This window comes from Pseudomonas saponiphila (assembly GCF_900105185.1).
In the GTDB taxonomy this organism is placed as follows: domain Bacteria; phylum Pseudomonadota; class Gammaproteobacteria; order Pseudomonadales; family Pseudomonadaceae; genus Aquipseudomonas; species Aquipseudomonas saponiphila.
Genome location: NZ_FNTJ01000001.1, coordinates 744,431 through 770,286 on the forward strand (window position 1 = coordinate 744,431; position 25,856 = coordinate 770,286).

Consider the following 25,856-nt stretch of genomic DNA (forward strand, 5'->3'; position numbering starts at 1 on the left):
CGAGATTCTTGACCATGCGCAGATCCAACCAAGGTTTTACCCTGATCGAAATCATGATCGTGATTGCGATCATAGGTCTGGTCCTGACCTTGAGCCTTCCCAGCATCACCGAACACCTGAAGAAGCCCCATCGCAGCGAGATCGCGGCGTTGCTCACCGAGCAGGCGCAGCAGCTCGAACGCCACTTTTCCAAAGCCGGTGTCTACAGCAACGCCCCGGACCTGAGTGCTGGCAACGATTACTACAGCATTGCCCCGACCCTGACCGACACCGGCTTCTCGCTGACCGCTTCGCCCAAGGCCGATACGCTGATGGCGGGGGACAAATGCGGCAGTTTCAGCATCGATCAAACCGGCGCCACCAGCGTCAGCGGTCAGGCCGAAGGACTGACGGCCAAGGACTGCTGGGGGCGTTGATCACTTGTTTCGGGGGCTGCGGCGCCCACTGTCTTTCTCTTGAATGGATCTGACTATGGTTGAACAACAGCAAGTGCTGGTGGTGGGCGGCGGGGTGATCGGTCTGCTCACGGCCTTCAATCTGGCGTCCCGGGGCCAGCGGGTACGACTTGTGGAGCGCTCGGAGTTGGGGCGTGAGTCGTCTTGGGCCGGTGGCGGGATCGTCTCGCCGCTGTATCCCTGGCGCTACAGCCCGGCGGTTACGGCCCTGGCCCACTGGTCCCAGGATTTTTATCCACAGCTGGCGCAGCAACTGTTGAACGCCACCGGGGTCGATCCCGAGGTCCACACCACCGGGCTCTACTGGCTGGATCTCGAAGATCAGGCCCAGGCGCTGGAGTGGGCGCAACGCGAAGGCCGTCCCCTGAGTGCCGTGGATATCTCCGCGGTGCATGACGGAGTGCCGGTGCTGGGCGCCGGCTACCAGCGGGCGATCTACATGGCCAATGTGGCCAATGTGCGTAACCCGCGTCTGGTCAAATCCCTCAAGGCGGCATTGCAGGCCTTGCCCAATGTGCGCATTGACGAGCAATGCGCGGTCAGTGGTTTTATCCGCGACGGCCAGCAAGTGGTAGGGGTGCATAGCTCGCTCGGAGAGATTCGTGCCGATCAGGTGGTGCTTTGTGCCGGTGCCTGGAGTGGCGAGTTGCTTGCCAGCCTGGGGCTGGAGCTGCCAGTGGAGCCGGTTAAAGGGCAGATGATCCTCTACAAGTGCGCTGCTGATTTCCTATCCTGCATGGTTCTGGCCAAGGGGCGTTATGCCATTCCCCGACGTGACGGCCATATCCTGGTGGGCAGCACTCTGGAGCATGAGGGCTTCGACAAGACCCCGACCGCCTCGGCACTGGAGAGCCTCAAGGCCTCGGCCGTCGAGCTGATCCCGGCCCTGGCGGATGCCGAAGTGGTGGGGCACTGGGCCGGGCTGCGCCCCGGCTCTCCCGAGGGTATTCCCTATATCGGAGCGGTTCCCGGGTTTGCCGGCCTGTGGCTCAACTGCGGGCATTACCGCAACGGTCTGGTGCTGGCACCGGCTTCCTGCCAGTTGTTCTGCGACCTGTTGCTGGGGCATCCACCGATCATCGATCCGGCGCCCTATGCCCCCGAAGGGCGTGTCTAGTCCAGTCCGAGTTTCTTCATGCGATAGCGCATCGAGCGCAGCGACAGGCTCAACCGCCGGGCCGCCTCCGTGCGGTTCCAGCGGGTTTGTTCCAGGGCCTGGAGCAGCAGTTGGCGCTCCACCTGCTGCAGGTGCCGCGCCAGATCGAGGTTGGGGGCGGGCCCTGGCGTGAGCTCGTCCTCAGGTTCGGGGGCGGGTAAATTCAGGTCTGCCACCTCAATCCACGGACTCTCGCAAAGGGCCTGGGCCCGTTCCAGCAGATTCTCCAGTTCACGCACGTTGCCGGGAAAGTCGTAGCGCTCCAGGGCGTGCAGCGCTTGCGGGCGCAACTGTGGGGCTGGCCGGCCACTGCTGGTGGCCAGGCGCTGGAGGATGTGCCTGGCCAGTAGCCCGATATCGCCCCGACGTTCGCGCAGGGCGGGAACCCGTAACTCGATGACGTTCAGCCGATAGAACAGGTCCTGGCGGAAACGTCCGGCTTGCACCTCGCTTTTCAGGTCCTTGTGGGTCGCACAGAGGATTCGCACATCCACCGCCTGTTCTTCTTGAGTGCCTACTGGGCGTACGGACTTTTCCTGCAAGGCTCGCAGCAGTTTCACCTGCATGACCAGCGGCAGGTCGGCGATCTCGTCGAGGAACAGGGTGCCACCATGAGCGGCCCGGAACAGTCCGGGCTGATCCATCAGCGCGCCGCTGAAGCTGCCCTTGCGGTGACCGAAAAACTCGCTCTCCATCAGTTCGCTGGGTATTGCCCCGCAGTTGACCGGGACAAAGGGCTGTGAGCCTCTGGGGCCCGACTGGTGGATCCACCGGGCCACTCGTTCCTTGCCGCTGCCGGACTCACCGCTGATATAGACCGGCGCGAGGCTGGCGGCCAGTTTGGCGATGTGCCGGCGCAGCAAGACCATGGGCGGTGAATCCCCCGGCAGTTGCTCTGAGGCGTGAGTCGCGGTGCAAGCCTGTGGCCGTTTCAGAGCTGTGGCCACCCAGTCCCGCAGGCGCCTGAGGTCCAGAGGTTTTGGCAGCAGCTCGCAGGTTTCGGCTGCCAGGGCGCTGGTTGGCGCGCTGGCCTCGTGGCTGAACAGGGCCACCGGCAGTTGGGGATGGTGCCGGCGAATATGTTGCAGCAGCTCAAGGCCGCTGCCGTCCGGCAGGTGCAGGTCGGTCAGGCACAGGTCGAAGTGCTCCCGGGCCAGATGGCTGCGGGCTTCCTGCAGGCTGCGGGCGCTTTGGGTGTGCAGACGCATGCGGCCCAGGGTGATCTCCAGCACAGAGCGGATTTCCCTGGTCTGATCGACCACCAGCGCTCTGTGCTGTGGATTCATGGCGGCGGCCGTCTTTCTCCGAGAGTGAACAGCGGGCGACAGCGCTCGTGCTGTAGGCGAGAGATGAAGTCTAGGCCCGTGGGGAGGCGCGCGCAGGGGCTTGGGCGACGGTTATTTTGTCGCCAGTTGTGTGGGTTGTCGCTGTGAGTCCGCAGTTGGCAGGGCGAGGGGAAAGCAACGGCTTCCCGTGCAGGCAAGGGCTCGAGGCGCGCATGTCGGGAATGGCTGCGCGCTAGAGCCCTTGTCGCAGCTGTCAGCGGTCCTGGCGGCCTGGGCCTTGTTCCAGATGTGCCTGGCTGCAGTACCACTGTTGCGACAGGCTCAGCGCCCGGTCCTGAGGCAGGTGCACACCACAATGGGCACAGCGCACCATTGGTGTAGTGGCCGGTTCGGCGGGGCTGCGGGGTGTGGCCGCGGGGCGCTTGAACTTGCGCCAGAACCATACCGCAGCGGCAATCAGGGCGATCCAGAACAGTAAACGAAGCATGGTGACCCGCTTTGTGGGGGGAGAGAGGCGGCAGTTTAGCCAAGCGCCTGGCAGGCGCACAGGCCCGAGAAGTGTCAGGCATGAAAAAGGGAGACATGAAGTCTCCCTTTATTAGCTGCGCTGGCTATCAGTCGAACACGCCGAAGGTCATGTAGCTGAACCAGGAGCGGTCGCCGTTGTTGCCGGCGGCCTCGTGCTTTTCTTCCTCGATCGCATCGCCGTTGCTGTCTTTGGGCTTGAGCTCCGACGGGATCGCGTCCTTGGCATCCTGGTACTGCTTCATCACGTCCTGGTTGGCGCGGGTTTCTCCCGGCGGCAGCGGTGGGCGGGATTCGATCAGGCCCAGGGTGGCCTTGCTCAGCCACGAACGGTTGTCGGCTTCGGCCACGCGCGGCACGAACTGGCCGTCCACCAGGCTTGGGTGATTCGGGTAGTTGAGCTTCAGGGTTTCCAGGCTGGTTGCGGCCAGCTCGTCCAGATGCAGGCGCTGGTAGGCCTCGGTCATCACCGCCAGGCCGTCACCCACGGAAGGGGTTTCCTGGAAGTTTTCCACGACGTAGCGGCCACGGTTGGCGGCGGCGACATAGGCCTGGCGGGTCAGGTAGTAGTCGGCCACGTGGATTTCGTAGGAGGCCAGCAGGTTGCGCAGGTAGATCATGCGCTGCTTGGCGTCCGGGGCGTAGCGGCTGTTGGGGAAACGGCTGGTGAGCTGGGCGAACTCGTTATAGGAGTCGCGGGCGGCACCCGGGTCACGCTTGGTCATGTCCAGTGGCAGGAAGCGCGCCAGCAGACCGACGTCCTGGTCGAAGGAGGTCAGGCCCTTGAGGTAGTAGGCGTAGTCCACGTTCGGGTGCTGGGGATGCAGGCGAATGAAGCGCTCGGCGGCGGACTTGGCGGCCTCGGGCTCGGCATTCTTGTAGTTGGCGTAGATCAGCTCGAGCTGTGCCTGATCGGCGTAGCGACCAAAGGGATAGCGCGATTCCAGGGCCTTGAGCTTGGCAGTGGCGCTGGTGTAGCTGTGGTTGTCCAGGTCGGTCTGCGCCTGCTGGTACAACTCGACTTCGCTCAGGTTTTCGTCAACGACTTCCTTCGATGAGCAAGCAGCGGTCAGTGCGAGGATGGCGATCAGCAGCAGGTGTTTCACTTGCATGGCGGCTTGCGTCCCTATGACGGCCGCTGTCTTGGGCGGGGCCGTCCTGTTATGATGAGCGCCCCGTTGAAAGCCTCGGGGCAAAAGACGCCGTATTTAACCACAAGCGCGCAGCCGAAACCAAAGGCTGTGCCGACGCCCAGTCCGAGCATGTCCGATAAAATTGAACTTCGCGCAGAGGTGCCGTCCGAACTGGGCGGTCAACGCCTCGATCAAGTCGCCGCCCAACTATTCGCTGAGCATTCGCGCTCGCGCCTTTCCGCCTGGATCAAAGACGGCCGCCTGACTGTGGACGGAGCGGTGATCCGCCCGCGGGACATCGTGCACGGCGGTGCCGTACTCGAGCTGACCGCCGAGCAGGAGGCCCAGGGCGAGTGGATCGCCCAGGACATCGAGCTGGACATCGTCTATGAGGATGACGACATCCTGGTGATCAACAAGCCCGCGGGCCTGGTGGTGCACCCGGCTGCTGGCCATGCTGATGGCACCTTGCTCAACGCCTTGCTGCATCACGTTCCCGACATTATCAATGTGCCTCGGGCCGGTATCGTCCACCGTCTGGACAAGGACACCACCGGTCTGATGGTGGTGGCCAAGACCATCCAGGCGCAGACCCAGTTGGTGGCCCAACTGCAGAGTCGCAGCGTCAGCCGCATCTATGAATGCATCGTGATCGGTGTGGTCACCGCCGGGGGCAAGATCAACGCGCCCATCGGCCGTCATGGCCAGCAGCGTCAGCGTATGGCGGTGATGGAAGGCGGCAAGCAGGCCGTCAGCCACTATCGAGTACTGGAGCGTTTCCGTTCCCACACCCATGTGCGGGTCAAGCTGGAAACCGGTCGTACCCACCAGATCCGGGTGCACATGGCCCATATCAACTTCCCGCTGGTGGGCGACCCGGCCTATGGCGGTCGTTTCCGCATTCCACCGGCGGCCAGCCAGACCATGGTCGAGTCGCTGAAAAACTTCCCGCGCCAGGCCCTGCATGCCCGTTTCCTGGAGCTGGATCATCCGACCACCGGTGAACGCATGAGCTGGGAGTCGCCATTGCCGGATGACTTCGTCTGGCTGTTGTCACTGCTCAAGCAAGACCGTGAGGCGTTCGTCGGATGAGTGACTGGCTGCTGCCTGACTGGCCCGCGCCGGCCGGGGTCAAAGCCTGTGTCACCACCCGCAGCGGCGGCGTCAGCCTGGCGCCGTTCGACAGCCTCAATCTGGGCAATCACGTTGAAGACCAACCTGAAGCGGTGGCCGAAAACCGACGACGCCTGACCGAGCGTTTCGACATTGCGCCGGCCTGGTTGCAGCAGGTGCACGGGATTGCCGTGGCTCACGCGGATCCTTCGGTGGTGGCAACCGCCGATGCCAGTTGGTCCGCGACTCCGGGTATTGCCTGTGCGGTGATGACTGCCGATTGTCTGCCGGCGCTGTTCTGCAACCAAAGTGGAACCCGGGTTGCGGCGGCTCATGCCGGTTGGCGCGGGCTGGCGGCCGGTGTGCTGGAGGCCACCCTCGACAGCCTGGATACTGCACCCGCCGAGGTACTGGTATGGCTGGGGCCGGCCATTGGCCCGGAGCGTTTTGAGGTCGGGGCTGAAGTGCGCGAAGCCTTCGTCAGCCAGTTGGCTGCTACCGAGCAAGCCTTTGTGCCAAGCGTCAATGCCGGCCGCTTCATGGCCGACATCTACCAACTGGCACGCCTGCGCCTGGCGGCGCGGGGGGTAACGGCGGTCTATGGTGGCGGTTACTGCACCGTGACTGACCCACGCTTCTACTCTTACCGGCGCAGCCCGCGTACCGGACGTTTTGCCTCCCTGATCTGGCTTCAGCGCTAGACTAATCTGACTTGCGTCAAGCTGCTGGCGCTTGAATCTCCCAGAATCGACCGCATCTAGAGAAACATCTGGCAGGTTTCTCTATTTAGGTGTGTCCATCGCTCCGGCCTGCTCAAAAGGAAGGTGACTAATGCGTATAGACCGATTAACCAGCAAGCTTCAGCTGGCCTTATCCGATTCTCAATCTCTGGCGGTTGGCCTGGATCATCCGGCCATCGAGCCAGCGCACCTGATGCAGGCGCTGCTTGAACAGCAGGGCGGTTCGATCAAGCCCTTGCTGATGCAGGTGGGCTTCGACGTCAACAGCCTGCGCAAGGAGCTGAGCAAAGAGCTCGATAAACTGCCGAAAATCCAGAACCCCACTGGCGACGTCAACATGTCCCAGGATCTGGCGCGCCTGCTCAACCAGGCCGATCGCCTGGCGCAGCAGAAAGGCGATCAGTTCATTTCCAGTGAGCTGGTGCTGCTGGCGGCCATGGATGAAAACAGCAAGCTCGGCAAACTGCTGCTGGGCCAGGGTGTGAGCAAGAAGGCTCTGGAGAACGCCATCAACAACCTGCGCGGCGGCGAGGCGGTGAATGACGCCAACGTCGAGGAGTCGCGTCAGGCCTTGGATAAATACACCGTTGACCTGACCAAGCGCGCCGAAGAGGGCAAGCTCGATCCGGTGATTGGCCGTGACGATGAAATTCGCCGGACCATCCAGGTGCTGCAGCGCCGGACCAAGAACAACCCGGTGCTGATCGGCGAGCCCGGCGTGGGTAAAACCGCGATTGCCGAAGGCCTGGCCCAGCGGATCATCAATGGCGAAGTGCCCGATGGCCTGAAAGGCAAGCGCCTGCTGTCCCTGGACATGGGGGCATTGATCGCTGGCGCCAAATACCGTGGCGAGTTCGAAGAACGCCTGAAATCCCTGCTCAATGAACTGTCGAAGCAGGAAGGGCAGATCATTCTGTTCATCGATGAGTTGCATACCATGGTCGGCGCCGGCAAGGGCGAAGGCTCCATGGATGCGGGCAATATGCTCAAGCCGGCGCTGGCCCGCGGCGAGCTGCACTGTGTGGGTGCCACCACGCTCAACGAGTACCGCCAATATATAGAGAAGGATGCAGCCCTCGAACGGCGCTTCCAGAAAGTGCTGGTGGACGAGCCGAGCGAGGAAGACACCATTGCCATCCTGCGGGGCCTGAAAGAGCGCTACGAGGTGCACCACAAGGTGGCGATCACCGACGGCGCGATCATTGCCGCGGCCAAGCTCAGCCATCGTTACATCACTGACCGGCAACTGCCGGACAAGGCCATCGACCTGATCGACGAGGCCGCCAGTCGCATCCGCATGGAGATCGATTCCAAGCCGGAAGTGCTGGACCGCCTGGAGCGGCGCCTGATTCAGCTCAAGGTTGAATCCCAGGCCTTGAAGAAAGAAGACGATGAGGCGGCGATCAAACGCCTGGAAAAACTCCAGGAAGAGATTGTCCGTCTGGAGCGCGAATACGCTGACCTCGAAGAAGTCTGGACCTCGGAGAAAGCCGAAGTGCAGGGTTCTGCACAGATCCAGCAGAAGATCGAGCAGTCGCGTCAGGAGCTGGAAGCGGCCCGGCGTAAAGGCGACCTCAATCGTATGGCCGAACTGCAGTACGGGGTGATTCCCGATCTGGAGCGCAGCCTGCAGATGGTCGACCAGCACGGCCAGAGCGAGAACCAGTTGCTGCGTAGCAAGGTTACCGAGGAAGAAATTGCCGAAGTGGTGTCCAAGTGGACCGGCATCCCTGTGTCGAAAATGCTCGAAGGCGAGCGCGACAAGCTGTTGAAGATGGAAAGCCTGTTGCATCAGCGGGTGATCGGCCAGAACGAGGCCGTGGTGGCGGTGGCCAATGCGGTGCGCCGTTCCCGAGCCGGGTTGTCCGACCCGAACCGGCCCAGCGGCTCGTTCATGTTCCTCGGCCCGACCGGTGTGGGTAAGACCGAGCTGTGCAAGGCCCTGGCGGAATTTCTCTTCGACACCGAAGAGGCCATGGTGCGGATCGATATGTCCGAGTTCATGGAGAAACATTCCGTGGCTCGCCTGATCGGTGCGCCACCGGGCTATGTCGGTTATGAAGAGGGCGGCTACCTGACCGAAGCCGTGCGTCGCAAGCCGTACTCGGTGATCCTGCTGGACGAAGTCGAGAAGGCGCACCCGGATGTGTTCAACATCCTGCTGCAGGTGCTGGAAGATGGTCGCCTGACGGACAGCCACGGACGTACCGTGGACTTCCGCAATACGGTGATCGTCATGACTTCCAACCTGGGCTCGGCACAGATCCAGGAGTTGGTAGGGGACCGTGAAGCACAGCGGGCAGCGGTGATGGATGCGGTGTCCACCCACTTCCGGCCTGAATTCATCAACCGGGTCGACGAAGTGGTGATCTTCGAGCCTCTGGCGCGGGATCAGATCGCTGGCATCACGCAGATCCAGCTGGGGCGTCTGCGCAGCCGTCTGGCAGAGCGCGAGCTGAGCCTGGTGCTGAGCGACGAGGCCTTGGACAAGCTGATAGCCGTGGGTTACGACCCGGTGTATGGCGCGCGGCCGTTGAAGCGGGCGATTCAGCGCTGGATCGAGAACCCGCTGGCCCAGTTGATCCTGTCCGGTGGCTTCCTGCCAGGCGCCACAGTCACCGCCTCGGTGCAGGACGACGAAATCGTCTTTGCCTGAGCCTTGGGTGGCCGGTGAGTAAAAAGGCCTCGCCTGGCGAGGCCTTTTTTTCACTAGGGTGTTGAACTGTAAGGAAAAGGCTTGTAAAGTGCGCCCCGCAGTCAGTCACCCCCCTAGGTTTTTTCTGATGTAGAAGAAACCGGCAATGAAGTCGCAAATCATTGTCTTAAAAGCAATTTAAGGGGTTGACAGGTAGTTTGAAGATTGTAAAATAGCGCGCCTCAGAGGCATGAACGTAGCGATACGGGACAGCCGAAGAGGATGAAGTAAAGAGTTGTAACTTGAAATATGTAGTTCCGTGATAGCTCAGTCGGTAGAGCAAATGACTGTTAATCATTGGGTCCCAGGTTCGAGTCCTGGTCACGGAGCCAATTTCAAACCGGGGTATAGCGCAGTCCGGTAGCGCGCCTGCTTTGGGAGCAGGATGTCAGGAGTTCGAATCCCCTTACCCCGACCATTTTTGGGTCGTTAGCTCAGTTGGTAGAGCAGTTGGCTTTTAACCAATTGGTCGTAGGTTCGAATCCCACACGACCCACCATTTTTGAGACCAGTTCGCTGGAATCGAATCTTAAGATCAGACGCCAAAAGCTCTGTTCGCAGAAGGCGCCTTTTAAAGGTGCCTTTTTTTTACCGGGGTATAGCGCAGTCCGGTAGCGCGCCTGCTTTGGGAGCAGGATGTCAGGAGTTCGAATCCCCTTACCCCGACCATATTCACGATAAAGGGCACCTTCCAAGGTGCCCTTTTTCGTTTGTCTGCAAAAACGTAATGCCCCGGGGCGGCAGGAGGAAGCTGCGCCCCCTGCCTCATTCGACGGGCAACTCCTCCCAGACCCTGCGCTGTTCCAGCAGACGCCCCTCCAGGGTCACGATCGCCTGTTTCACCTGCTCTATGCACTCCCTGACCGCCTCCAGAGACAGCTCAGGACTCAGGCATGCGTCTTCCAGCTGGCGACAGCTCTCGACCAATTGTTCACCCTTGACCACTCGCGCAGCGCCCTTGATGCGGTGCGCCAGCTCTGCCAGTTCCACGGTCGCCTGTTCCTGGAACAAGGCATCGAGGCTTTGCATGTCCACGCGGTTGTTACTCAGCAACTCACTCAGGATGTGCTGCAGCATGGTCGGTTCGCTGCCCACCAGGGTATGCAAGGACTCCAGATCGAATACCCGGGAGGAGCGGGGGCTGGCGGACTTCGGACTGGCGAGGCTTTCGTGTTCGCCCTCATCGGCCTGTCCCATGGCCAGCAGGCGTTCCTCCAGCTCGTCCAGGCTGATGGGCTTGATCAGGCAGTCGTTCATTCCCGCCTGGATGCAGCGTTCCACTTCCTCCTGCTGGGCGTCAGCGGTCAGGCCGATGATCATCATCGGCTCTGCGGCGTTGTCCCGTTCATCCTGGCGAATCGCCCGGGTCATCTCGGCCCCGTTCATGATGGGCATGTGGCAGTCGGTGATGATCACGTCGAAGTCCTGCTCGCGCCAGATGTGCAGGGCCTCCAGACCGTCTTGCGCCTCGAACACGTCATGGCCGAGGAAGCACAGTTGCTGCTGCAGGACCTGGCGGTTCACCGGATGATCGTCCACCACCAGGATCTGCAATCGGTACATGTGACGCTTGTTGACCGCAGGCAGGCGCTCGGCGGCGGCCACGCGCTCCAGCGTCTGCAGGCGTAACTCCACATCCACGCGGGTGCCTTGCCCCACGGCGCTGCTCATCGACACCTGGCCCCCCATCATTTCGCACAGGGAACGGCAGATCACCAGGCCCAGGCCCGTGCCTTCGATGTTCTGCACGTTGCGCTCCACCTGGGCGAAAGGCTGGAACAGACGCTGCTGGCTGCAGGGCGAGATGCCGATCCCCGAGTCCTCGACACAGAGCCGCACTCGCAGCGTCGCGTTGTCCAGCAGTTCGCCGCCGATGCTCACCTTGATAAACCCGGCCTCGGTGAATTTGATGGCGTTGCTCACCAGATTGGACAGGATCTGCTTGAAACGCAGGCCGTCCACCAGTACATCGCCGTTGATGCTGGAGTCGATTTCGAGGATCAGGCTCAGGCATTTCTGCCGGGCCAACCCCTCGAACACCCGCGCCACCGACTCCACCAGTTCACGCAGGTTGGCCCGTTTGGGCGACAGACTCAGGCGCCCCGACTCGATACGGGCGATATCAAGAATGTCGCCGATCAGCTCCAGCAGGCTGTGCGCCGAGCTGTAGGCAATTTCAATGCTGGAGCGTTCGATCCTGTCGCTGTCGGCGCGTTTGAGCGCCAGTTCCAGAATGCCGATGATCGCGTTCATCGGCGTGCGGATTTCATGGCTCATGGTGGCCAGGAACGTGGTCTTGGCCCGGCTGGCCTCGTCCGCGAGGTTCTTGGCTTCCTTCAGCTCCTGAACCAGATGGCGATGCTTGGTGATGTCCAGCCAGCCACAGATCACGCCTTTGGTAATGCCATTGGCATCCTTGAATGGCTGAATCCAGTGCTCGATCCAGACCTCCTTGCCCTGCAGCTTCACCGCATAGACCGAGGTGATGGTCTGGCCGTCGTTGATTGCCTGCAGGTAGTTCTGATGCAGATCGGGTTCCGCCGCAAAGTGCTCGGGCGGCAGTTGCTGCACGGTGCGGTTCAGCACCTCTTCGGCGCGCAGCCCGACGCTCTCCAGGTAACTGCGGTTGCAGGACAGCATGTTGCCGTCCATATCGCGGATATAGAGCGCAGGCGGCATGTTTTCCGCCAGCGTTTCGATAAAGCGCAATTGGTCGTTGAGGGTTTGCTCGGCCTTGACCCGGCGACGCAAGGAGAAGACCCAGGCCAGTGACAGCAGGAGCAGCAGCGAGGCTCCGGCGATGATCTCGGCGATCATCAGGGCGTAGTCGCGCCAGGTTTGGCTGCTCATCCCCGGGGGCGAGCGCCAGTGGCTGGCGATGGCGTTCAGGTCGTCCGCGGGTAGGCTGAGCAGGGCCTTGTCGAGGATGGATTGCAGTTCCGAGTCGCTGCGGCGCAAGGCAAAGTTGGCGGTGGCCTGGGTGGTATGAATCAGGTCGGCGACGGCCAGGCGGTTCTGAAACAGACGGACAATGTAATAACGCGAGGCCGGTAGGGATACCACCGCAGCATCGGCGCTGCCTTCATAGACCATGTTCATGGCGTCCAGCGAGGCACCGGCTTCGATCACCCGGGTTCGTGGATACAGCTCGCGCACCTGTTGCAACGTGACATGGCCGCTCGGTATGGCCAGGCGCTTGCCGACCAGTTCTCCGGCAGGCAGTGCCCTGCCGTTCTTGTCGGTTTGGGTGACGAGGACAAAGGGGCTGCTCAGAAAGGGCCGGGTGAAGCGCAGATTGTTCTCGCGTTGCGCGCTGGCGGTCATGATGGCCAGGTCCGCTTCCGATTTACGCAGGGCTTCAACCTGTTCCGGGTAGCTACCGTTGCGGGCGGTCACCTGGAAACGTAGGCCGGTACGTTGGGCAATCAGCTCCAGCAGTTCGGCGGTGACTCCGGAGAAAATGCCGTTGGCGTCAAAAAAGGCCACAGGTGCCAGGTCATCGTTGATCACCAGGCGGACCACTGGATTGCGGGCGATCCAGCGCGATTCCTCTGGCGTCAGGGCCACCTTCTCGTCCGTTGGAATGAAGCCGCTGCCTACCCAGCGGCGACTGAGGCTGATGAGTTTTTCCCGGCCAATGGCTTCGATGCACTGGTCGACGATGCGCTGCAGGCGCTGGTTGTCCCCCTTGAGTGCAAAGCCATAGCCACCCTCGGAAAACTCAGCGAAACGTTCGAACTTGAGGTAGCTGTAGTAGGAGCGATTGATACGGAAATAGGCGCTGAGCACATCGTCCAGGTACATGTCGGCATGGCCGAAGGCCGCCGCGGCAATGGCTTCGTCAGGGGTGGGGTAGATCATCAGGTGGGCGAGGGGGAAGCGTGACAGCAGTTCGGCGCTGTGCTCCTGGGGGACGGCTAGCCGCAGCCCGGCCAGGTCGGCGGATGCCGGCCTCAGGTCGTTGTTGCGGCTGAACAGCGCTAGGCGACCCTCGGCGAAGGGGCGGCTGAACCTGAGGGGATCGGTACTGGCTGGCTCCGAGCTGTAGCTGCCCAGCAGATCGATGTCGGCGGCCTGCAAGGCCTGCAAGGCGGCGTCCCGGGTGGCAAAGGGTACGACCTTGATGCGTATCCCGAGCATCTGCCCGATCAAGGCACTGACGTCGGCGGAAATGCCTTCGTAGTAGTTGTCGTTGTAACTGACATTGAACGGTGCCGACTCGGTGGCGACGGCACCGATTTTCAACGCGGACTTGTGGCGCAGCCAATGCCAGTCTTCATCCTCCAGGGCCAGATCGTGGTGGTCGAGGTGAACCGTGCTGTGCAGGGTATTGGGCACTGTCGCGGGCTCGGCCGCTGCCGGTTGCACAGCGGTGAGCGCCAAGCAGAAAAACAGCCAGATAAATCGTGAATGCATGATCGCGTCGAAAGTAGGAGGGCAGGAGGGCTTGAGCCGGGAGTCGTAGCGCAATGCGCGCCGGGCGGACGGTACATGAAGTGGGGCCATGGGTCGCCACCTTGAACGGCTGTCGTGGGGAGCTAGCGGGTGCAATAGGCGATGAAGTGATTTTCCGGCATGGGACGCGCGAACAGAAAACCCTGCGCGGTTTCGCACCCCAGCGTCAGCAGGCGTTCCTGCTGCTCGCGGGTTTCTACCCCTTCGATGATCAATGACATGCCCAGCGAGCGAGCCAGCGCTACGGTGTAGCTGATGACCGCATTGCTCCTGGGTTGATGCCCCATCTTGCGCACGAAAGCGCCATCGAGCTTGATCTGGCTGAAGGGCAGTTCACACAGGCGATCCAGGCTGGCGTAGCCGGCGCCGAAATCGTCCATGGCCAGGCCGCAACCCATCACTCGCAGGCGCACCAGGTTTTCCAGGCTGATGGCGGGAGCGCTGATCAGGCTGGTTTCGGTGATCTCGAAAGTGATGCTGGCGCTCGGCACCTGAAACAGCGTGAGCAACGAGGCAATGGATTCGGTCAGGGTCTGGGACACCAGTTGCGATGGGTGCAGGTTGAAGGAAAACCCCAGGGCGGTGCCTTTCTCCGCCAGTTTGCGGCGCAGGGCCAGGCCCTGATCGAATAACTGCCAGAACAGGCGGTCCAGCAGGTGGTGGTGTTCCATGAGGCACAGAAAGTGCGAGGGCGGCAGGACGCCCAGTTGGGGGTGATTCCAGCGAGCCAGTACTTCCACCCCCAGCAGCGACGCGTCTTCGAGGGCGACCTTGGGTTGGTAATAAGGTTCGAACTCGCCGTTGTCCAGGCCTCGAAGGACATCCTTCAGGGCCGGTAGCCTGGATTGTTCCGGGGCCTCGCTCAGTCCGGGGCGCTGGGCCTGGTGGCGTTTCAGTAGCGTGGTCAACCGCTCCAGATCGAAGGGCTTGCCCAGGTCACCGAGGAAGTTGAAACCCAGGCGCTTGATCATGGACACGGTGGTGTGGCGCAAGATCGAATCGATCTGGCTGCAGAGGATGACCGAGTGCAACTTGCCGCTTTGGCTGGCTTTACGCAGGAAGGCCAGACCATCCATGCCGGACATCTTCAAGTCGCAGATGGCGATGTCCATTTTCTCGCTGTTCTCCAGCAGCGCCAGGGCCTCGCTGCCGCTGGCGGCCTGATGCACCGGCCCGGACATCACTTTTTTCAAGGCCGTCACGGTGACCAGGCGTTGCAGCGGTTCATCTTCCAGAACCAGAACATTCAAATGTTGCATTTCCGGCTCGCTTCATTATTTGTCGGCCATCTTGCTTAACAATCTGGATCGGGAGCCATAAGGCAAATCCCCATGTATGGTGGGAAATTTCCTAGTGAAAAATCAGACTGTCTGATTCCTTTGGGGGAAGTGATTAACCTCTTGTATCGTTGCTTATTTGCCAGGAATCTGAAATTTCCCGGGAATCAACAGGGCATCGCGCAAGCAATGCCTCCGTGGCAACAGTGTTTATGCAGATACGAAAGTTGCATCTGATCGAGGTGCGATTGCGTTTATCTTCCGAGCGACAAGGCCTGCCCTCAGGCAGGTTTCTAAGGTGAAGTGACAACATGCACAGCGTATTGATAGTTGACGATCATCCTGTTGTCCGGCTCGCCGTTAAGGTCTTGCTGGAAAAAAACAACATGCGGGTTGTGGCCGAAACAGACAATGGACTGGATGCACTGGAACTGGTTCGTGAACATGAACCGGCGGTGGTGATCCTCGATATTGGCATTCCCAAACTGGACGGCCTCAAGGTGCTGTCACGGATCAAGGCCCTGGGCATGTCCACCGAAGTGCTGGTGTTGACCTCGCAGTCTGTCGAGAGTTTCTGCAGGCGCTGCATTCAGTTGGGCGCGCGTGGATTCGTCAACAAGGAGGAGGACCTGAGCAATCTGGTGGTGGCCATCAATGCAGTGTTGGCCGGCTATACCTTCTACCCGTCCCTGGCACAGGATGTATCCATTCCCACCGCGCAACAGCAGTCCGAGAGTGAACAGATAGGTTTGTTGACCGACCGGGAAATGATCGTGCTGCAGTATCTGGCCCAGGGTTATTCGAACAAGGCTATTGGTGAAAAACTGTTCTTGAGCAACAAGACCGTCAGTACTTATAAAACCCGTTTATTGCAGAAACTGGGCTTGGGTTCTCAAGTAAGTCTGGCGGAGTTTGCCAAGCGCAATGCGTTGATTCCCTGAATTGAATCTGGCCGGCTAGTTGTAATTCTTGTACTCGATTGTCTGAGTCTCGATCTTTGAAGATGGGCGACACACTATCGCGCTCTTTGTACATGGCTCAGATCTGCCGGAACCGCTCTGCGGGTGTTTTACCGTAAGTGCTACCGAACTTCGTGGCCCACCTTGCATGGGCCACTGATACTTCTTGGCGTTTGAGAGGGTTCTTGTTGCCGTTGCAAGTGCCGTCACGCCCTGCCAGGTCCGGCAGTGAAGCCTGAAGGCGCGACGGTTTTTTCCTGCGTGCATTGCACATCGGGCCAATGGTGGTGATCCGGGCTGTGCCGATCCAGGGGGGCTGGTTCAGCCGCCGATAATATTGTGCTGTGGTCCAAAGGGCAGAGCGGTGATGTTTTCCGCGCCCTGGGCATTGACGATCAGGATGTCGTGCTCCCGATAGCCGCCTGCACCAGGCAGGCCCTGAGGCAGCCGGATCATCGGCTCCATGGACACCACCATGTCCGGCTCCAGCACCGTGTCCACGTCCTCGCGAAACTCCAGGCCGGTCTCCCGGCCGTAGTAGTGGTTGAGGATGCCGAACGAGTGGCCGTAGCCGAAGGTGCGGTATTGCAGAAGGTCATGTTCCAGGTAGATCTGGTTCAACTGCCGGGCAATCTCGCTGCAGCGGGCGCCGGGCCTGATCAGTTGCAACCCGGCCTGGTGCACCTTGACGTTGATTTCCCAGAGCTGCAGGTGGGCATCGGGACAGTGGCCGAGGAACAGCGTGCGCTCCAGCGCGGTGTAGTAGCCGGCGATCATCGGGAAGCAATTGAGGCTGAGGATTTCCCCCGGACTGACCCGGCGCGACGTCACCGGGTTATGGGCGCCGTCGGTGTTGATTGCGGATTGAAACCAGGTCCAGGTGTCCATCAATTCGGCGTGGGGAAAGGTGCGGGCGATTTCCCGCACCATGGCTTGGGTGGCGTGCAGCGCGACTTCGTACTCCTGCACCTGATCGTGCAGCGCCTCGATCGCGGCGGCGCCGCCTATGTCGGCAATGCGCGCGCCCTGGCGGATCAGCGCCTGTTCCTCGGTGGACTTGAGCATGCGCAGGTTCATGCACGGACCGGCGATGTCCAACAACTGCGCCTGTGGATAAAGTTCGGCCAGGGCCCGGTAATGGGGCAGGCTCAACTGATCGAACTCCAGTCCCAAACGCGAAGCTCGGGGCAGGGCCTGTTTGACCGCGACGAGGAAGTTGCCCTGTTGCCAGTCGGTGTAGATCACTTGAGCGTCACAGATCGCCCGTCGACCCGGTTGGCCGCCGTCGATGTTGGCGCTGATCAGCACCGTGCGTTCCTGGGTCACCGCCAGTGCGTACTGACGGCCAAAGGAGCAGTACAGGTAGTCGGCGTAGTAGTTGATGTTGTGGTACGAGGTGAACAGCGCGGCGTCCAGTCCCTCCCTGGCCATGTGAGTGCGCAGGGCACTCAGGCGCCGGGCGTATTCCGCGGCAGAGAAGGTGGAAGGGGCTTTTTCGCCATTGCGCAACTCAAGCGTCTGGGGCATCTGCATGGCATGGGTCCTTGTCTGCTATGAAGGATGCGTAGCGCCACACTCGGGTGGGCCGGGACACTGCATTGCAGCAGATCGCCCAGTGGCAAGCATGTGCAGGACCGACCCCGGGTTGACTGCAAGCGCTGTTTTGCCCGAGCGCCCCTCTGGGGGCCAGGGCGCTGGCGAGCCGGGCGAGCAGCATCGAAGGCTGGCACCCCGCTACATTGCGCAGCGGGGGCACATGGACAGTCAGGGACTCAGTGCAGCTTCAGGCGTGGGTCGGTGCCCCGTCCGATCCGGCTGCCGAGCATCAGCATCGCCGTGCGGAAGACTCCGTACAGCGCCATCTGGTGCATGCGGTACAGCGAGATGTAGAACATCCGCGCCAGCCAGCCTTCGAGCATTACGCTGCCGGTGAGGTTGCCCATCAGGTTGCCCACCGCCGAGAAACGCGACAGCGAGATCAGCGAGCCGTAGTCGGTGTATTTGTAGGTCGGCAGGTCTTTTCCTTCGATGCGCAGCTTCAGCGACTTGGCCAGCAAGGAGGCTTGCTGGTGCGCAGCCTGGGCCCGGGGCGGCACGTTGCGGTCGCTGCCCGGTTGCGGGCAGGCGGCGCAGTCACCGAAGGCGAAGATGTTTTCGTCGCGGGTGGTCTGCAAGGTGGGCAGCACCTGAAGCTGATTGATGCGGTTGGTTTCCAGACCGTCGATGTCCTTGAGAAAACCCGGTGCGCGAATGCCTGCCGCCCATACCTTGAGGCTGGCGGGAATGGTCTGGCCATCGGCGGTGATCAGGCTCTCGGCAGTCACTTCGCTGACCGCGGCATTGGTCAGCACCTTGACCCCGAGTTTCTCCAGGGTCTTGTGCACCGGGCCGCTGATGCGCTCGGGCTGCGGATTTCGGTGAACGTGACCGAGCGTTTCGCTAATACGTGACCGGTGCTTCCACCCCGGTTGCGCGGGTTCTGGATTGTAATCGCATCGGTCACGATGCGGCTTGTTCCTCGGCTTTTTTTCGGCGCAGCGACTCGCCTTTCATCGTCAGTCGGTAGGCGTTGTGCACCAGGCGGTCGAGGATGGCATCGGCCAGGGTCGGGTCGTTGATCCAGCCGTGCCAGTGCTCGATGGGCAGTTGGCTCGTCAGGATGGTGGAGCGGCTGCCAGCGCGGTCGTCGATCACCTCCAGCAGGTCATGCCGGGCTCCTTCCTCCAGCGGGGCTAGCGCCCAGTCGTCCAGCACCAGGACGTCGACCTTTGCCAGCTGTTGCAGGGTACGGCCGAAGCTGCCGTCGCCATGAGCGATGCGCAGTTGTTCCAGCAGGCGCGGGGTGCGCAGGTACAGGGTGCTATAGCCCTGGCGGCAGGCCTGGTTGCCCAGGGCGCAGGCCAGCCAGGTTTTGCCGGCACCGGTCGGGCCGGTCAGCAGCAGGTTGTGCTGCTGGCGGATCCAGTCGCCACTGGCCAGGGTGGCGATCAGACGCTCGTCCAGGGCGCGTCCGGTGCGGCGGTCGAGATCTTCCAGGCAGGCGTTGGCGTACTTGAGCTTGGCCTTCTTGCGCAGCCGTACCAGGCGCTGGTTGTCACGCCAGGCCAGTTCGCGGTCGAGCAGTAGGCCGAGGCGTTCATCGAAGCTCAGGCTGTGGCTGGCCGGCAGCGTCCATTGCTCTTCCAGGGCGCGGGCCATGCCGTCCAGGCGTAGCTGGTGCAGTTGATTCAGGGTGTGTTGCGGCATCATCGAACAGCTCCTGTTGCGGGGGTTGGTAGTAGTCGGCGCCACGGACGTTCTCGTGGTCGCCGGGTAAGGTCGTTTCGGCGGCACGCTGGGGCAGCGGCTGTTGATCCAGGCCTTGCTGGAGCAGGTTGCGCACGCTGCGCCCGGTGAAGGCGCGCAGGTGTACGGCACGTTCGGCAGCGGCTTCCAGGCGTGCATTGCCATAGCGCCGGGCCAGCGAGAGCAGGCCGAGGCAGGCGCGGTAGCCCATCTCCGGGTGCGGCTTGTGGGTCAGTTGGTGATCGATCAGTTGGCGCGTGTAGGGGCCGATCCGCGCGCCCCAGTCGAGCAGGCGTTGTGGCGTCCATTCGCGATGCGCCTGGTGCGCCGCGGGCATGTGCTCGCGCTGGGTACTGTAAGCGCCGCGTCGCCCCAGCAGCAGGTGGCTGGCCACCCGCCGGTTGCCATGCAGCACTTCCAGGGTGTGTGCCGTCAGTCGCACGTCCACGTTCTGCCGGGCCAGGGCGGAGGGCACGCTGTAGAAGCTGCCATTGACCTCGATGTGGTAGTCGATGCTGACCTTGCAGCGCTTGAAGGTGGCGACCTCGTAGGGATGCACCGGCAGCGCTCGCAAGGCCGGGCGATCCAGGCGCTCGAACCAGTCGCGCCGGCAGCCATCGAGCCGCTTGAACGGGCGCCGATTCAGATCCTCCAGCAGCTCGGCGATGGCCTGGTTAAGCGCATGCAGGCTGAAGAACTGCCGATGGCGCAGCCGCGCCATGATCCAGCGCTCGACCACCTGCACCGCCACCTCGGCCTTGGCCTTGTCCTGAGGCTTGCGTGGCCGTGCCGGCAGGATCACCGTCTGGTAATGACGCGCGCACTCCAGCGTGGCCCGGTTCAGGCCCGGCTCGTAGCGATCCGGCTGGGCGACCAGGGCGCGCGGATTGTCCGGCACAACCATTTCCGGCACGCCGCCAAAGTAGGTCAGAGCCTGGCCCAGCGAGGTCAGCCAGTCCACCTGGGTTTCGCCTGGCGTCGCGCAGGCATAGGTGTAATTCGAGGCGCCCAGGGCGGCGACGAAGATGTGCGCCCGGCGCACTTCGCCGGTGGCCGGGTCGACCACCGGCAGCGTCGGCCCGGCATAGTCGATGAATAGCTTCTCGCCCGCACGGTGCAGCTGACGCATCGAACGTTTGAGCGTCTGGGCGTAGCGCCGGTAGTGCTCGACGAACTGGGTGTAGCGGTAGGTCGGCTGGCCCGCATGCGCGGCGAGATATTCCTCCCACAGCAGCTGCAAGGTCACGCCCTTGCGTCGCAACTCGCGGTGGATGCTCAGCACATCGGGCAGCACTCGCTCACCGCGCGGCTTGTTCGTCGACGTCGGTGCAAACAAGGCGGCCGCCAGCGCGGCCTCGTCCATGGCCACCAGCGCCGGCCAGTCCAGCCCGGCCACCCGCGCCGCCGCGATGTACTTGCTAACCACGCCCTTGGACAGCTGCAAGGCACGGGCAATCTTCTCGTGGGACAAGCCGGCCTCAAACTTGAGGCGCAGACATTCTTTGATGTTTCGCATGGCTACTCGCGGCGCCGCCATCTTCCTCTCCCGAAATCGGTCGAGGATGGCGGCGCATCAGGTCATGCGCAACGAAGGGGAAGGCTTTCGCTAAGTCGTGACCGGCGATTTCGGTAAGCCGTGACCACCTGTTTCGGAACAGGCGGAAAATCGGTCACGTTGCTACCGAAATGAGCGGTCACGCGTTAGCGAAATGACCGGTCACGATCAACCGAAACGGCCGGTCACGGTGCTCCGAAATCCGCACTCGGGCAGGGCCGGGAGCACCCGTGGTCCGGCTTCGATCAGGGTGATATGCATGTTTTCCGGCTGGATACGATCCAGGCCATAGGCCGCCAGCTCATGGGCCGCGTTATGCAGTTCGGCGGCCAGTTCCACGCCGGTGGCTCCGGCGCCGACGATGGCCACGCTGATCTGTTCCACTGCATCGGTCTGCCCGGCGTGGGCCCGCAGGTAGTGGTTGAGCAACTGCTGGTGGAAACGTTCGGCCTGCTTGCGCGTGTCGAGGAACAGGCAGTGCTGGGCCGCGCCCTGGGTGCCGAAGTCGTTGGTGGTACTGCCCACGGCAATCACCAGGGTGTCGTAGCCCAGCTCCCGGGCCGGCAGCAGCTCCACGCCGGCTTCGTCATAGGTCGCCGCCAGCTGGATTCGCTTGCGTTGGCGATCGAGCCCGCTCATGCGCCCCAGCTGGAACTCGAAGTGGTTCCATTTGGCTTGGGCGACGTAGTTGAGTTCGTCTTCGGAGGAGTTCAGCGAACCGGCGGCCACTTCATGCAGCAGGGGCTTCCAGATATGGGTCAGGTTGGCGTCCACCAGCATCACACTGGCGGTGCCGCGCTTGCCCAGAGTCTTACCCAGGCGGGTCGCCAACTCCAGGCCGCCGGCGCCGCCGCCAACGATGACAATACGATGAGTCATGGGGATATCTCGCAAGGCTAAAAGAAATCGGTGCAGTCAACCGAGCGAGCGCGAAGCAGCTCATAGCGTCAGGTAACTGATGAAACGGCTCAACAGGCCGAGGGCGACGGTCACCGCAACCACCACCACGAGGAGCATCCACGGCCGGAAGGGCCGGCGCTCGACTCGGTGCTGGGGCAGTTGCAGATATTCTTCGACATGGCGTTGGTCGTCGGGGTTCAGGCGGCTGCTCATAAAGGGCCTCGTCAGGTAGACGTCGCAACACAGGGGAATGTTACAGCGCAATGCAATCGGGCATGAGTCGAGCATAGCCGCTGCCATGCGGGGGCGATGACGAGGTCCCGGCGTTGGCAGGCAGGACGCTTTTTTACCATTGCCGAGGGGTAATGCGCCATGCCCACGCAGGGCGGATTGACGACCGCTACAAACTGATGCCGACGTCGAAGAGGATGCTGCGCCCCAGATTGCTGCGCAGGAACTCCGGTGCATCGGGATGGGCAAACAGCACCCGGGCGAAGGTCGGCCCCACCAGCGACAGTGAGCGCCAGCCCTGGCGCAGGTATTCGGTGGGCGGCGGGAAGTGGCTGTTCAGATCCAGCACCTCACGTTTCAGCGCGGCGAAGGCAATGATGTCCAGCTCGCCGAGGTTCATCCCGCGTTCCTTGTAGTTATGAGCTTTCTTGCGCAGGGTCGGCGCCAGGCGCAGCAGCAGTTCGTTGGCCGGGATACGCTTGGGCTTGGCTTCGCGGCGCACCAGCTGGCTCAGGGAAAACGCACTGCGCCGCCGCTGCAGTTCGTCGCGCCATTCGTCGTTGAGACGGCGGCCCTCATCGAGGACGAAGAACACCTCGAAGCTGGCCTCGCGAAACAGCACATCTGGCGGCTCTTGTCCGGCGGCAGTGAATTCGTCATTGCGATAGGGAATGTTCAGGCCTTGCAGCAGGCGCTGGCAGACCCAACGCTCACGCTCCCATTTGCGGGCATTGGACAGGAACGCGTTGGCTTGTTCGGCCTGGATGGTAAGCAGGCGCAAAAAATCTGAGTCATCCATAACCTCAAGCTTAGCGCCCAAATATGACCTTTAGCAGCAAGCTTGCGGAAAAACCTTGGCCCCGGGGCCGGAGGCGCGCTTGCTGGAGCCCGGCCAAGGGCGGTGTAGACTGTTCGCCGTCCTCCCCCTCGATTTAGGAGCCTGCAGTGAAACTCTGGTCAATTCTGTTGCTGAGCCTGTTGCCTCTGTGGGCCCAGGCCCAGGAAATCGGTGAGCGTCTGGCCCCCTGGACCTTGCTGGATCAATTCGATCAGGCCTACAGCCTCGACTCCCAGGCGCGGTTCATGCTGGTGGCTCGCGGTATGGATGCGGCCAAGGTGGTGAACGGTGCGCTCAAGGACAAGCCCAAGGATTATCTGCAGGCGCGTCATGGGGTCTTTGTCGCGGACATCCAGCGCATGCCGGCGCTGATCGCCAAGATGTTCGCGGTACCTGCCATGCGTGACTATCCCTACCGGGTGATGCTCGATCGGGAAGGGCGCGTGGCCTCGCGTTACCCCGCTGCCGAGGACAAGGTCCTGTGGTTGCAATTGCAGGATGGCCAACTGGTGTCCCGGCAAGAGTTCGCCACGGTTGAGCAGTTGAAGGCGGCGCTGGAGAACGTCCGGCCATGATCAGCGCGGCGCTGCTGTCGCCGGAAAGCCTGAGCATCGGCTGGCTCCTGTATGTCCCGGTGCTGGCCTGGGCGGTATTGCGGGCGCCGTGGGTCGAGCTGTTCACCGACAGCCGCCGCCAGCATCTGCTGTTCGGTACGGTGTTTGCCCTGTTTCTGCTGTGGTTGGTGCGTCGGGACTTCGACACTGGCGTGTCCTATCACTTCATCGGCATGACTGCGGTGACCCTGCTGCTGGATTGGCCATTGGCGATCGTGGGGGGCTTGATCGCGCAATTGGGGCTGCTGGCCCTGGGCCGGCAGGATCTGGCGGCATTGGGGGTCAACGGGGTCTTGCTGATCCTGCTGCCGGTGGCGGTTACCGAAGCCTGCGCCTGGCTGGTGGAGCGCGCCCAGCCGCGCAATCCCTTCGTCTATATCTTTTGTTCGGGCTTCTTCGCCGCAGCCTTGTCGGCGCTGCTATGCCTGCTCTGCGCGCTGGGCCTGTTGTGGTTCGACGAGCGTTTCGCCATGCCCGAGTGGCTGGAGGACTTCGTCGGTTACCTGTGGCTGATCATCTTTCCCGAGGCGTTCATCAACGGCATGGTGATCAGTGCTCTGGTGGTGTTTTGCCCGGAATGGCTGGAAACCTTCAATCGCACCCGTTACCTCTCGGCACCCTGGAAAGACGAGGATCCGCGCTCTTGATCCATATCAACGCCACGCCTGGGGGGGCGCTGCATGCTCGGCAAAAATCCCAGGAGTGCGGTCATGAGTGTCTATCAGTGGGCCCGGCAGGAAGTGCGCGACAGCCTGCACAGTGCCCAGCAGGAAGGGTTTGAACCAGGCTTGAGCCTGCGGGCGTTGCTCAGTGCGGTGGTACAGCAGAGCAAGAGCGTGCGCAGCATCGAGGATCTGGCAGACGAGTTGCAGTTCCTCGCGGAGAACCTCGACGACGATCAGGACTACAGTTTCATGCGGCCCTGACCGGCGACGGTTTGAGCACTCAGTGCGCGCGGGGCGGCAGTTCTTCCGAGAACAGTTCGTCCTCGGCATCCGGGCTCACCGGGATTTTGTGTTCCTCGGCGGCCCAGGCTCCCAGATCAATCAGTTTGCAGCGGTCGGAACAGAACGGCCGATGGGTGCTGGCCGCGGTCCATTCCACGGGGGCGCCACAGGTAGGGCATTCGACGGTCAGGGGTTGGCTCATGACTGGCCTCCACGCAAAGTTAAGTAAAAGTGATGCAGGCGCTCGACTTCGCTGCGCAACCAGGCCTGGTCGCGGTCGTTGACCAGCACATCGTCGGCGTGACGCAGACGCTCCTCCCGGCTGGCCTGGGCCTGGAGAATCGCCCGGACCTGCTGTTCGCTGGTCCGGTCCCGTTGCAGGGTGCGTTCAATCTGCAACTGTTGCGGTACATCGATCACCAGGATCCGTTGGGTCATCCGTGACTGGCCCGACTCGATCAACAGCGGTGACACCAGGATCGCGTAGGGCGATTCGGCGCGGGCCAGATGCGTGGCGATCTCCTCGGCGATCAGCGGATGCAGCAGCGCTTCCAGCCAGCGCCGTTGCTCGGGGATCTCGAAGATCAATTTGCGCAACGCGGCGCGATCCAGTTGGCCATCGGCCTGTAGCACGCCCTGGCCGAAGTGGCGGGCAATCTGTTCCAGGGCCGGGCGCCCGGGTTCCACCACCCAGCGTGCGGCGTGATCGGCATCGATCACATGCACGCCCAGGTCGATGAAATGCTGGGCGGCAGCGCTTTTGCCACTGCCGATGCCGCCGGTCAGGCCAAGGGTCCAGGGTGTGTGAGGGGAGCGAGTCATTGTAAGCCGACAGCCTGCAGATAGAAGTCGGTCATTTGACCACTCCAGAGCAAGGCAATCCAGCCGGCAATGGCCAGAAAGGGGCCAAAGGGGATCGGCGTCGAGATTTTGTCCCGTTTTAGGCGCAGCATCAGGGTGCCGACGATGGCGCCCACCAGTGAGGAGAGGAGCAGGGTCAGCGGCAGCACCTGCCAGCCGCCCCAGGCTCCCAGCATCGCCAGCAGCTTGAAGTCGCCGTGCCCCATGCCGTCCTTGCCGGTCAGCAGCTTGAACAGCCAGAACACCGACCACAGGCTCAGGTAACCCAGCACCGCCCCCCACAGGGCATCGCCCAGGCTGACCAGCAGCCCGAAGCTGTTGGCGATCAGTCCCAGCCACAGCAACGGCAATACCAGCACGTCGGGCAGTAGCTGGTGGTCGGCATCGATCAGGCTCATGGCGATCAGCCCCCAGCTGAAGATCAGCAGCAGGCCCGCCTGCCAGCCGAAGCCGAAGTGCCAGGCAACGAAGGCCGAGATCAACCCGCAGGCCAGCTCGGTCAGCGGGTAGCGGGGGCTGATGGCGGCCTTGCAATGGCGGCAACGCCCCCGCAGACACAGGTAGCTGAGCAGGGGAATGTTCTCCCAGGGGCGGATTGGCTGTGCGCAATGCGGGCACTGGGAGTGGGGCAGTAGCAGGTTATAGGTCGCACCCGCAGGCTCTGGGGGCAACCCCAGCACTTCGTGGGCCTGTGCTCGCCAGTCGCGTTCGAGCATCTTCGGCAGGCGCCACACCAGCACATTGAGAAAGCTGCCGACCAGCAGCCCCAGGATCAGGGCGGCCGATACGAAAGACAGGGGGTAGAGGGTCAGGACTTCAGTCAAGGACATG

The 25,856-nt window shown here is 62.2% G+C and carries 23 protein-coding genes, 4 tRNA genes and 1 pseudogene; 13 read left to right on the forward strand and 15 right to left on the reverse strand.

Annotation, left to right across the window (positions count from 1 at the left end):
• The first annotated feature begins 14 nt into the window (after positions 1-14).
• Positions 15-416: a type IV pilin protein gene (locus BLV47_RS03525; RefSeq protein ID WP_092309943.1), complete on the forward strand. Its 402-nt coding sequence runs from the start codon at positions 15-17 to the stop codon at positions 414-416.
• A gap of 55 nt (positions 417-471) precedes the next feature.
• On the forward strand, positions 472-1,572 hold the full coding sequence (gene thiO, locus BLV47_RS03530; RefSeq protein ID WP_092309946.1) for a glycine oxidase ThiO: 1,101 nt from the start codon (positions 472-474) through the stop codon (positions 1,570-1,572).
• On the opposite strand, the gene BLV47_RS03535 is transcribed toward thiO, so the two are convergent.
• From BLV47_RS03535 to BLV47_RS03545, 3 genes are all read right to left on the reverse strand, one after another.
• The gene (locus BLV47_RS03535; RefSeq protein WP_092309949.1) at positions 1,569-2,897 is read right to left on the reverse strand and encodes a sigma-54-dependent transcriptional regulator; all 1,329 of its coding nucleotides are present in this window, start codon (positions 2,895-2,897) and stop codon (positions 1,569-1,571) included. The genes thiO and BLV47_RS03535 overlap by 4 nt on opposite strands.
• Before the next feature lie 253 nt (positions 2,898-3,150).
• Positions 3,151-3,384, reverse strand: a complete 234-nt coding sequence (locus tag BLV47_RS03540) for a PP0621 family protein (protein ID WP_092309952.1) — start codon at positions 3,382-3,384, stop codon at positions 3,151-3,153.
• 127 nt (positions 3,385-3,511) lie between these two features.
• Positions 3,512-4,534 carry an outer membrane protein assembly factor BamD gene (locus BLV47_RS03545; RefSeq protein WP_092309956.1) on the reverse strand — a complete coding sequence of 341 codons (1,023 nt, stop codon included), beginning with the start codon at positions 4,532-4,534 and terminating at the stop codon, positions 3,512-3,514.
• Positions 4,535-4,684: 150 nt separating this feature from the next.
• Between BLV47_RS03545 and rluD the strand changes: the two genes are divergently transcribed.
• From rluD to BLV47_RS03580, 7 genes are all read left to right on the forward strand, one after another.
• Positions 4,685-5,647 (forward strand): 23S rRNA pseudouridine(1911/1915/1917) synthase RluD, encoded by a 963-nt coding sequence (gene rluD, locus BLV47_RS03550; protein ID WP_016964308.1) that lies wholly within the window; start codon positions 4,685-4,687, stop codon positions 5,645-5,647.
• A complete protein-coding gene (pgeF, locus tag BLV47_RS03555; RefSeq protein ID WP_092309959.1) occupies positions 5,644-6,369 on the forward strand; it encodes a peptidoglycan editing factor PgeF in 726 nt (241 codons plus the stop codon). Before rluD ends, pgeF begins: the two co-directional genes overlap by 4 nt.
• A 130-nt stretch (positions 6,370-6,499) precedes the next feature.
• Positions 6,500-9,064 (forward strand): ATP-dependent chaperone ClpB, encoded by a 2,565-nt coding sequence (gene clpB / locus BLV47_RS03560; RefSeq protein WP_092309962.1) that lies wholly within the window; start codon positions 6,500-6,502, stop codon positions 9,062-9,064.
• A gap of 295 nt (positions 9,065-9,359) precedes the next feature.
• Positions 9,360-9,435: transfer RNA gene (locus BLV47_RS03565), tRNA-Asn, on the forward strand.
• A gap of 9 nt (positions 9,436-9,444) precedes the next feature.
• Positions 9,445-9,521, forward strand: a tRNA-Pro gene (locus BLV47_RS03570).
• A gap of 5 nt (positions 9,522-9,526) precedes the next feature.
• Positions 9,527-9,602, forward strand: a tRNA-Lys gene (locus tag BLV47_RS03575).
• Positions 9,603-9,695: 93 nt separating this feature from the next.
• Positions 9,696-9,772: transfer RNA gene (locus BLV47_RS03580), tRNA-Pro, on the forward strand.
• A 96-nt stretch (positions 9,773-9,868) separates the two neighbouring features.
• Here BLV47_RS03580 and BLV47_RS03585 read toward each other — a convergent pair.
• Positions 9,869-13,519 carry a transporter substrate-binding domain-containing protein gene (locus tag BLV47_RS03585; protein WP_092309965.1) on the reverse strand — a complete coding sequence of 1,217 codons (3,651 nt, stop codon included), beginning with the start codon at positions 13,517-13,519 and terminating at the stop codon, positions 9,869-9,871.
• 122 nt (positions 13,520-13,641) lie between these two features.
• Positions 13,642-14,817: an EAL domain-containing response regulator gene (locus tag BLV47_RS03590; protein ID WP_092309968.1), complete on the reverse strand. Its 1,176-nt coding sequence runs from the start codon at positions 14,815-14,817 to the stop codon at positions 13,642-13,644.
• 329 nt (positions 14,818-15,146) lie between these two features.
• Between BLV47_RS03590 and BLV47_RS03595 the strand changes: the two genes are divergently transcribed.
• A complete protein-coding gene (locus BLV47_RS03595; RefSeq protein WP_092309971.1) occupies positions 15,147-15,776 on the forward strand; it encodes a response regulator transcription factor in 630 nt (209 codons plus the stop codon).
• Between the two features lie 339 nt (positions 15,777-16,115).
• On the opposite strand, the gene BLV47_RS03600 is transcribed toward BLV47_RS03595, so the two are convergent.
• The 7 genes and pseudogenes from BLV47_RS03600 to BLV47_RS03630 all read right to left on the reverse strand — a co-directional run bounded on the left by BLV47_RS03600 (position 16,116) and on the right by BLV47_RS03630 (position 22,564).
• Positions 16,116-17,327, reverse strand: a complete 1,212-nt coding sequence (locus BLV47_RS03600) for a M24 family metallopeptidase (RefSeq protein WP_092309975.1) — start codon at positions 17,325-17,327, stop codon at positions 16,116-16,118.
• Between the two features lie 239 nt (positions 17,328-17,566).
• Positions 17,567-18,238, reverse strand: coding sequence for an NAD(P)/FAD-dependent oxidoreductase (locus BLV47_RS03605; protein WP_341865635.1), 672 nt, complete (start codon positions 18,236-18,238; stop codon positions 17,567-17,569).
• A gap of 55 nt (positions 18,239-18,293) precedes the next feature.
• Positions 18,294-19,043 carry an IS21-like element IS1474 family helper ATPase IstB gene (gene istB, locus BLV47_RS03610; protein WP_062838242.1) on the reverse strand — a complete coding sequence of 250 codons (750 nt, stop codon included), beginning with the start codon at positions 19,041-19,043 and terminating at the stop codon, positions 18,294-18,296.
• A complete protein-coding gene (gene istA, locus BLV47_RS03615) occupies positions 18,931-20,616 on the reverse strand; it encodes an IS21 family transposase (protein ID WP_062838241.1) in 1,686 nt (561 codons plus the stop codon). Before istA ends, istB begins: the two co-directional genes overlap by 113 nt.
• Positions 20,617-20,841: 225 nt before the next feature.
• Positions 20,842-21,513 (reverse strand): annotated as a pseudogene (locus tag BLV47_RS03620) (NAD(P)/FAD-dependent oxidoreductase); the annotation flags it as partial.
• 60 nt (positions 21,514-21,573) lie between these two features.
• On the reverse strand, positions 21,574-21,747 hold the full coding sequence (locus tag BLV47_RS03625; protein ID WP_092309978.1) for a DUF3094 family protein: 174 nt from the start codon (positions 21,745-21,747) through the stop codon (positions 21,574-21,576).
• 187 nt (positions 21,748-21,934) lie between these two features.
• A complete protein-coding gene (locus tag BLV47_RS03630; RefSeq protein WP_092309981.1) occupies positions 21,935-22,564 on the reverse strand; it encodes a DUF1780 domain-containing protein in 630 nt (209 codons plus the stop codon).
• Between the two features lie 146 nt (positions 22,565-22,710).
• On the opposite strand from BLV47_RS03630, the gene BLV47_RS03635 reads away from it, so the two are divergent.
• The 3 genes from BLV47_RS03635 (at position 22,711) to BLV47_RS03645 (ending at position 24,143) form a co-directional block, all read left to right on the forward strand.
• Positions 22,711-23,178 carry an FAD/FMN-containing dehydrogenase gene (locus BLV47_RS03635; protein WP_092309984.1) on the forward strand — a complete coding sequence of 156 codons (468 nt, stop codon included), beginning with the start codon at positions 22,711-22,713 and terminating at the stop codon, positions 23,176-23,178.
• Positions 23,175-23,864: an energy-coupling factor ABC transporter permease gene (locus BLV47_RS03640; protein WP_016968160.1), complete on the forward strand. Its 690-nt coding sequence runs from the start codon at positions 23,175-23,177 to the stop codon at positions 23,862-23,864. The genes BLV47_RS03635 and BLV47_RS03640 overlap by 4 nt, the downstream gene beginning before the upstream one ends.
• A gap of 63 nt (positions 23,865-23,927) precedes the next feature.
• Entirely contained in the window at positions 23,928-24,143 is a 216-nt protein-coding gene (locus BLV47_RS03645; RefSeq protein WP_016968161.1) for a hypothetical protein, read from the forward strand.
• 19 nt (positions 24,144-24,162) lie between these two features.
• Here the strand turns inward: BLV47_RS03645 and yacG are convergent, their stop codons facing one another.
• From yacG to BLV47_RS03660, 3 genes are read right to left on the reverse strand one after another with little or no spacing between them, the layout of a single operon-like run.
• Complete coding sequence (gene yacG / locus BLV47_RS03650) at positions 24,163-24,366, reverse strand: DNA gyrase inhibitor YacG (RefSeq protein ID WP_092309987.1); 204 nt, start codon at positions 24,364-24,366, stop codon at positions 24,163-24,165.
• Positions 24,363-24,986 carry a dephospho-CoA kinase gene (gene coaE, locus BLV47_RS03655; protein WP_092309990.1) on the reverse strand — a complete coding sequence of 208 codons (624 nt, stop codon included), beginning with the start codon at positions 24,984-24,986 and terminating at the stop codon, positions 24,363-24,365. The genes yacG and coaE overlap by 4 nt, the downstream gene beginning before the upstream one ends.
• Positions 24,983-25,855, reverse strand: coding sequence for a prepilin peptidase (locus BLV47_RS03660; protein ID WP_092309993.1), 873 nt, complete (start codon positions 25,853-25,855; stop codon positions 24,983-24,985). Before BLV47_RS03660 ends, coaE begins: the two co-directional genes overlap by 4 nt.
• Position 25,856 lies beyond the last annotated feature (1 nt).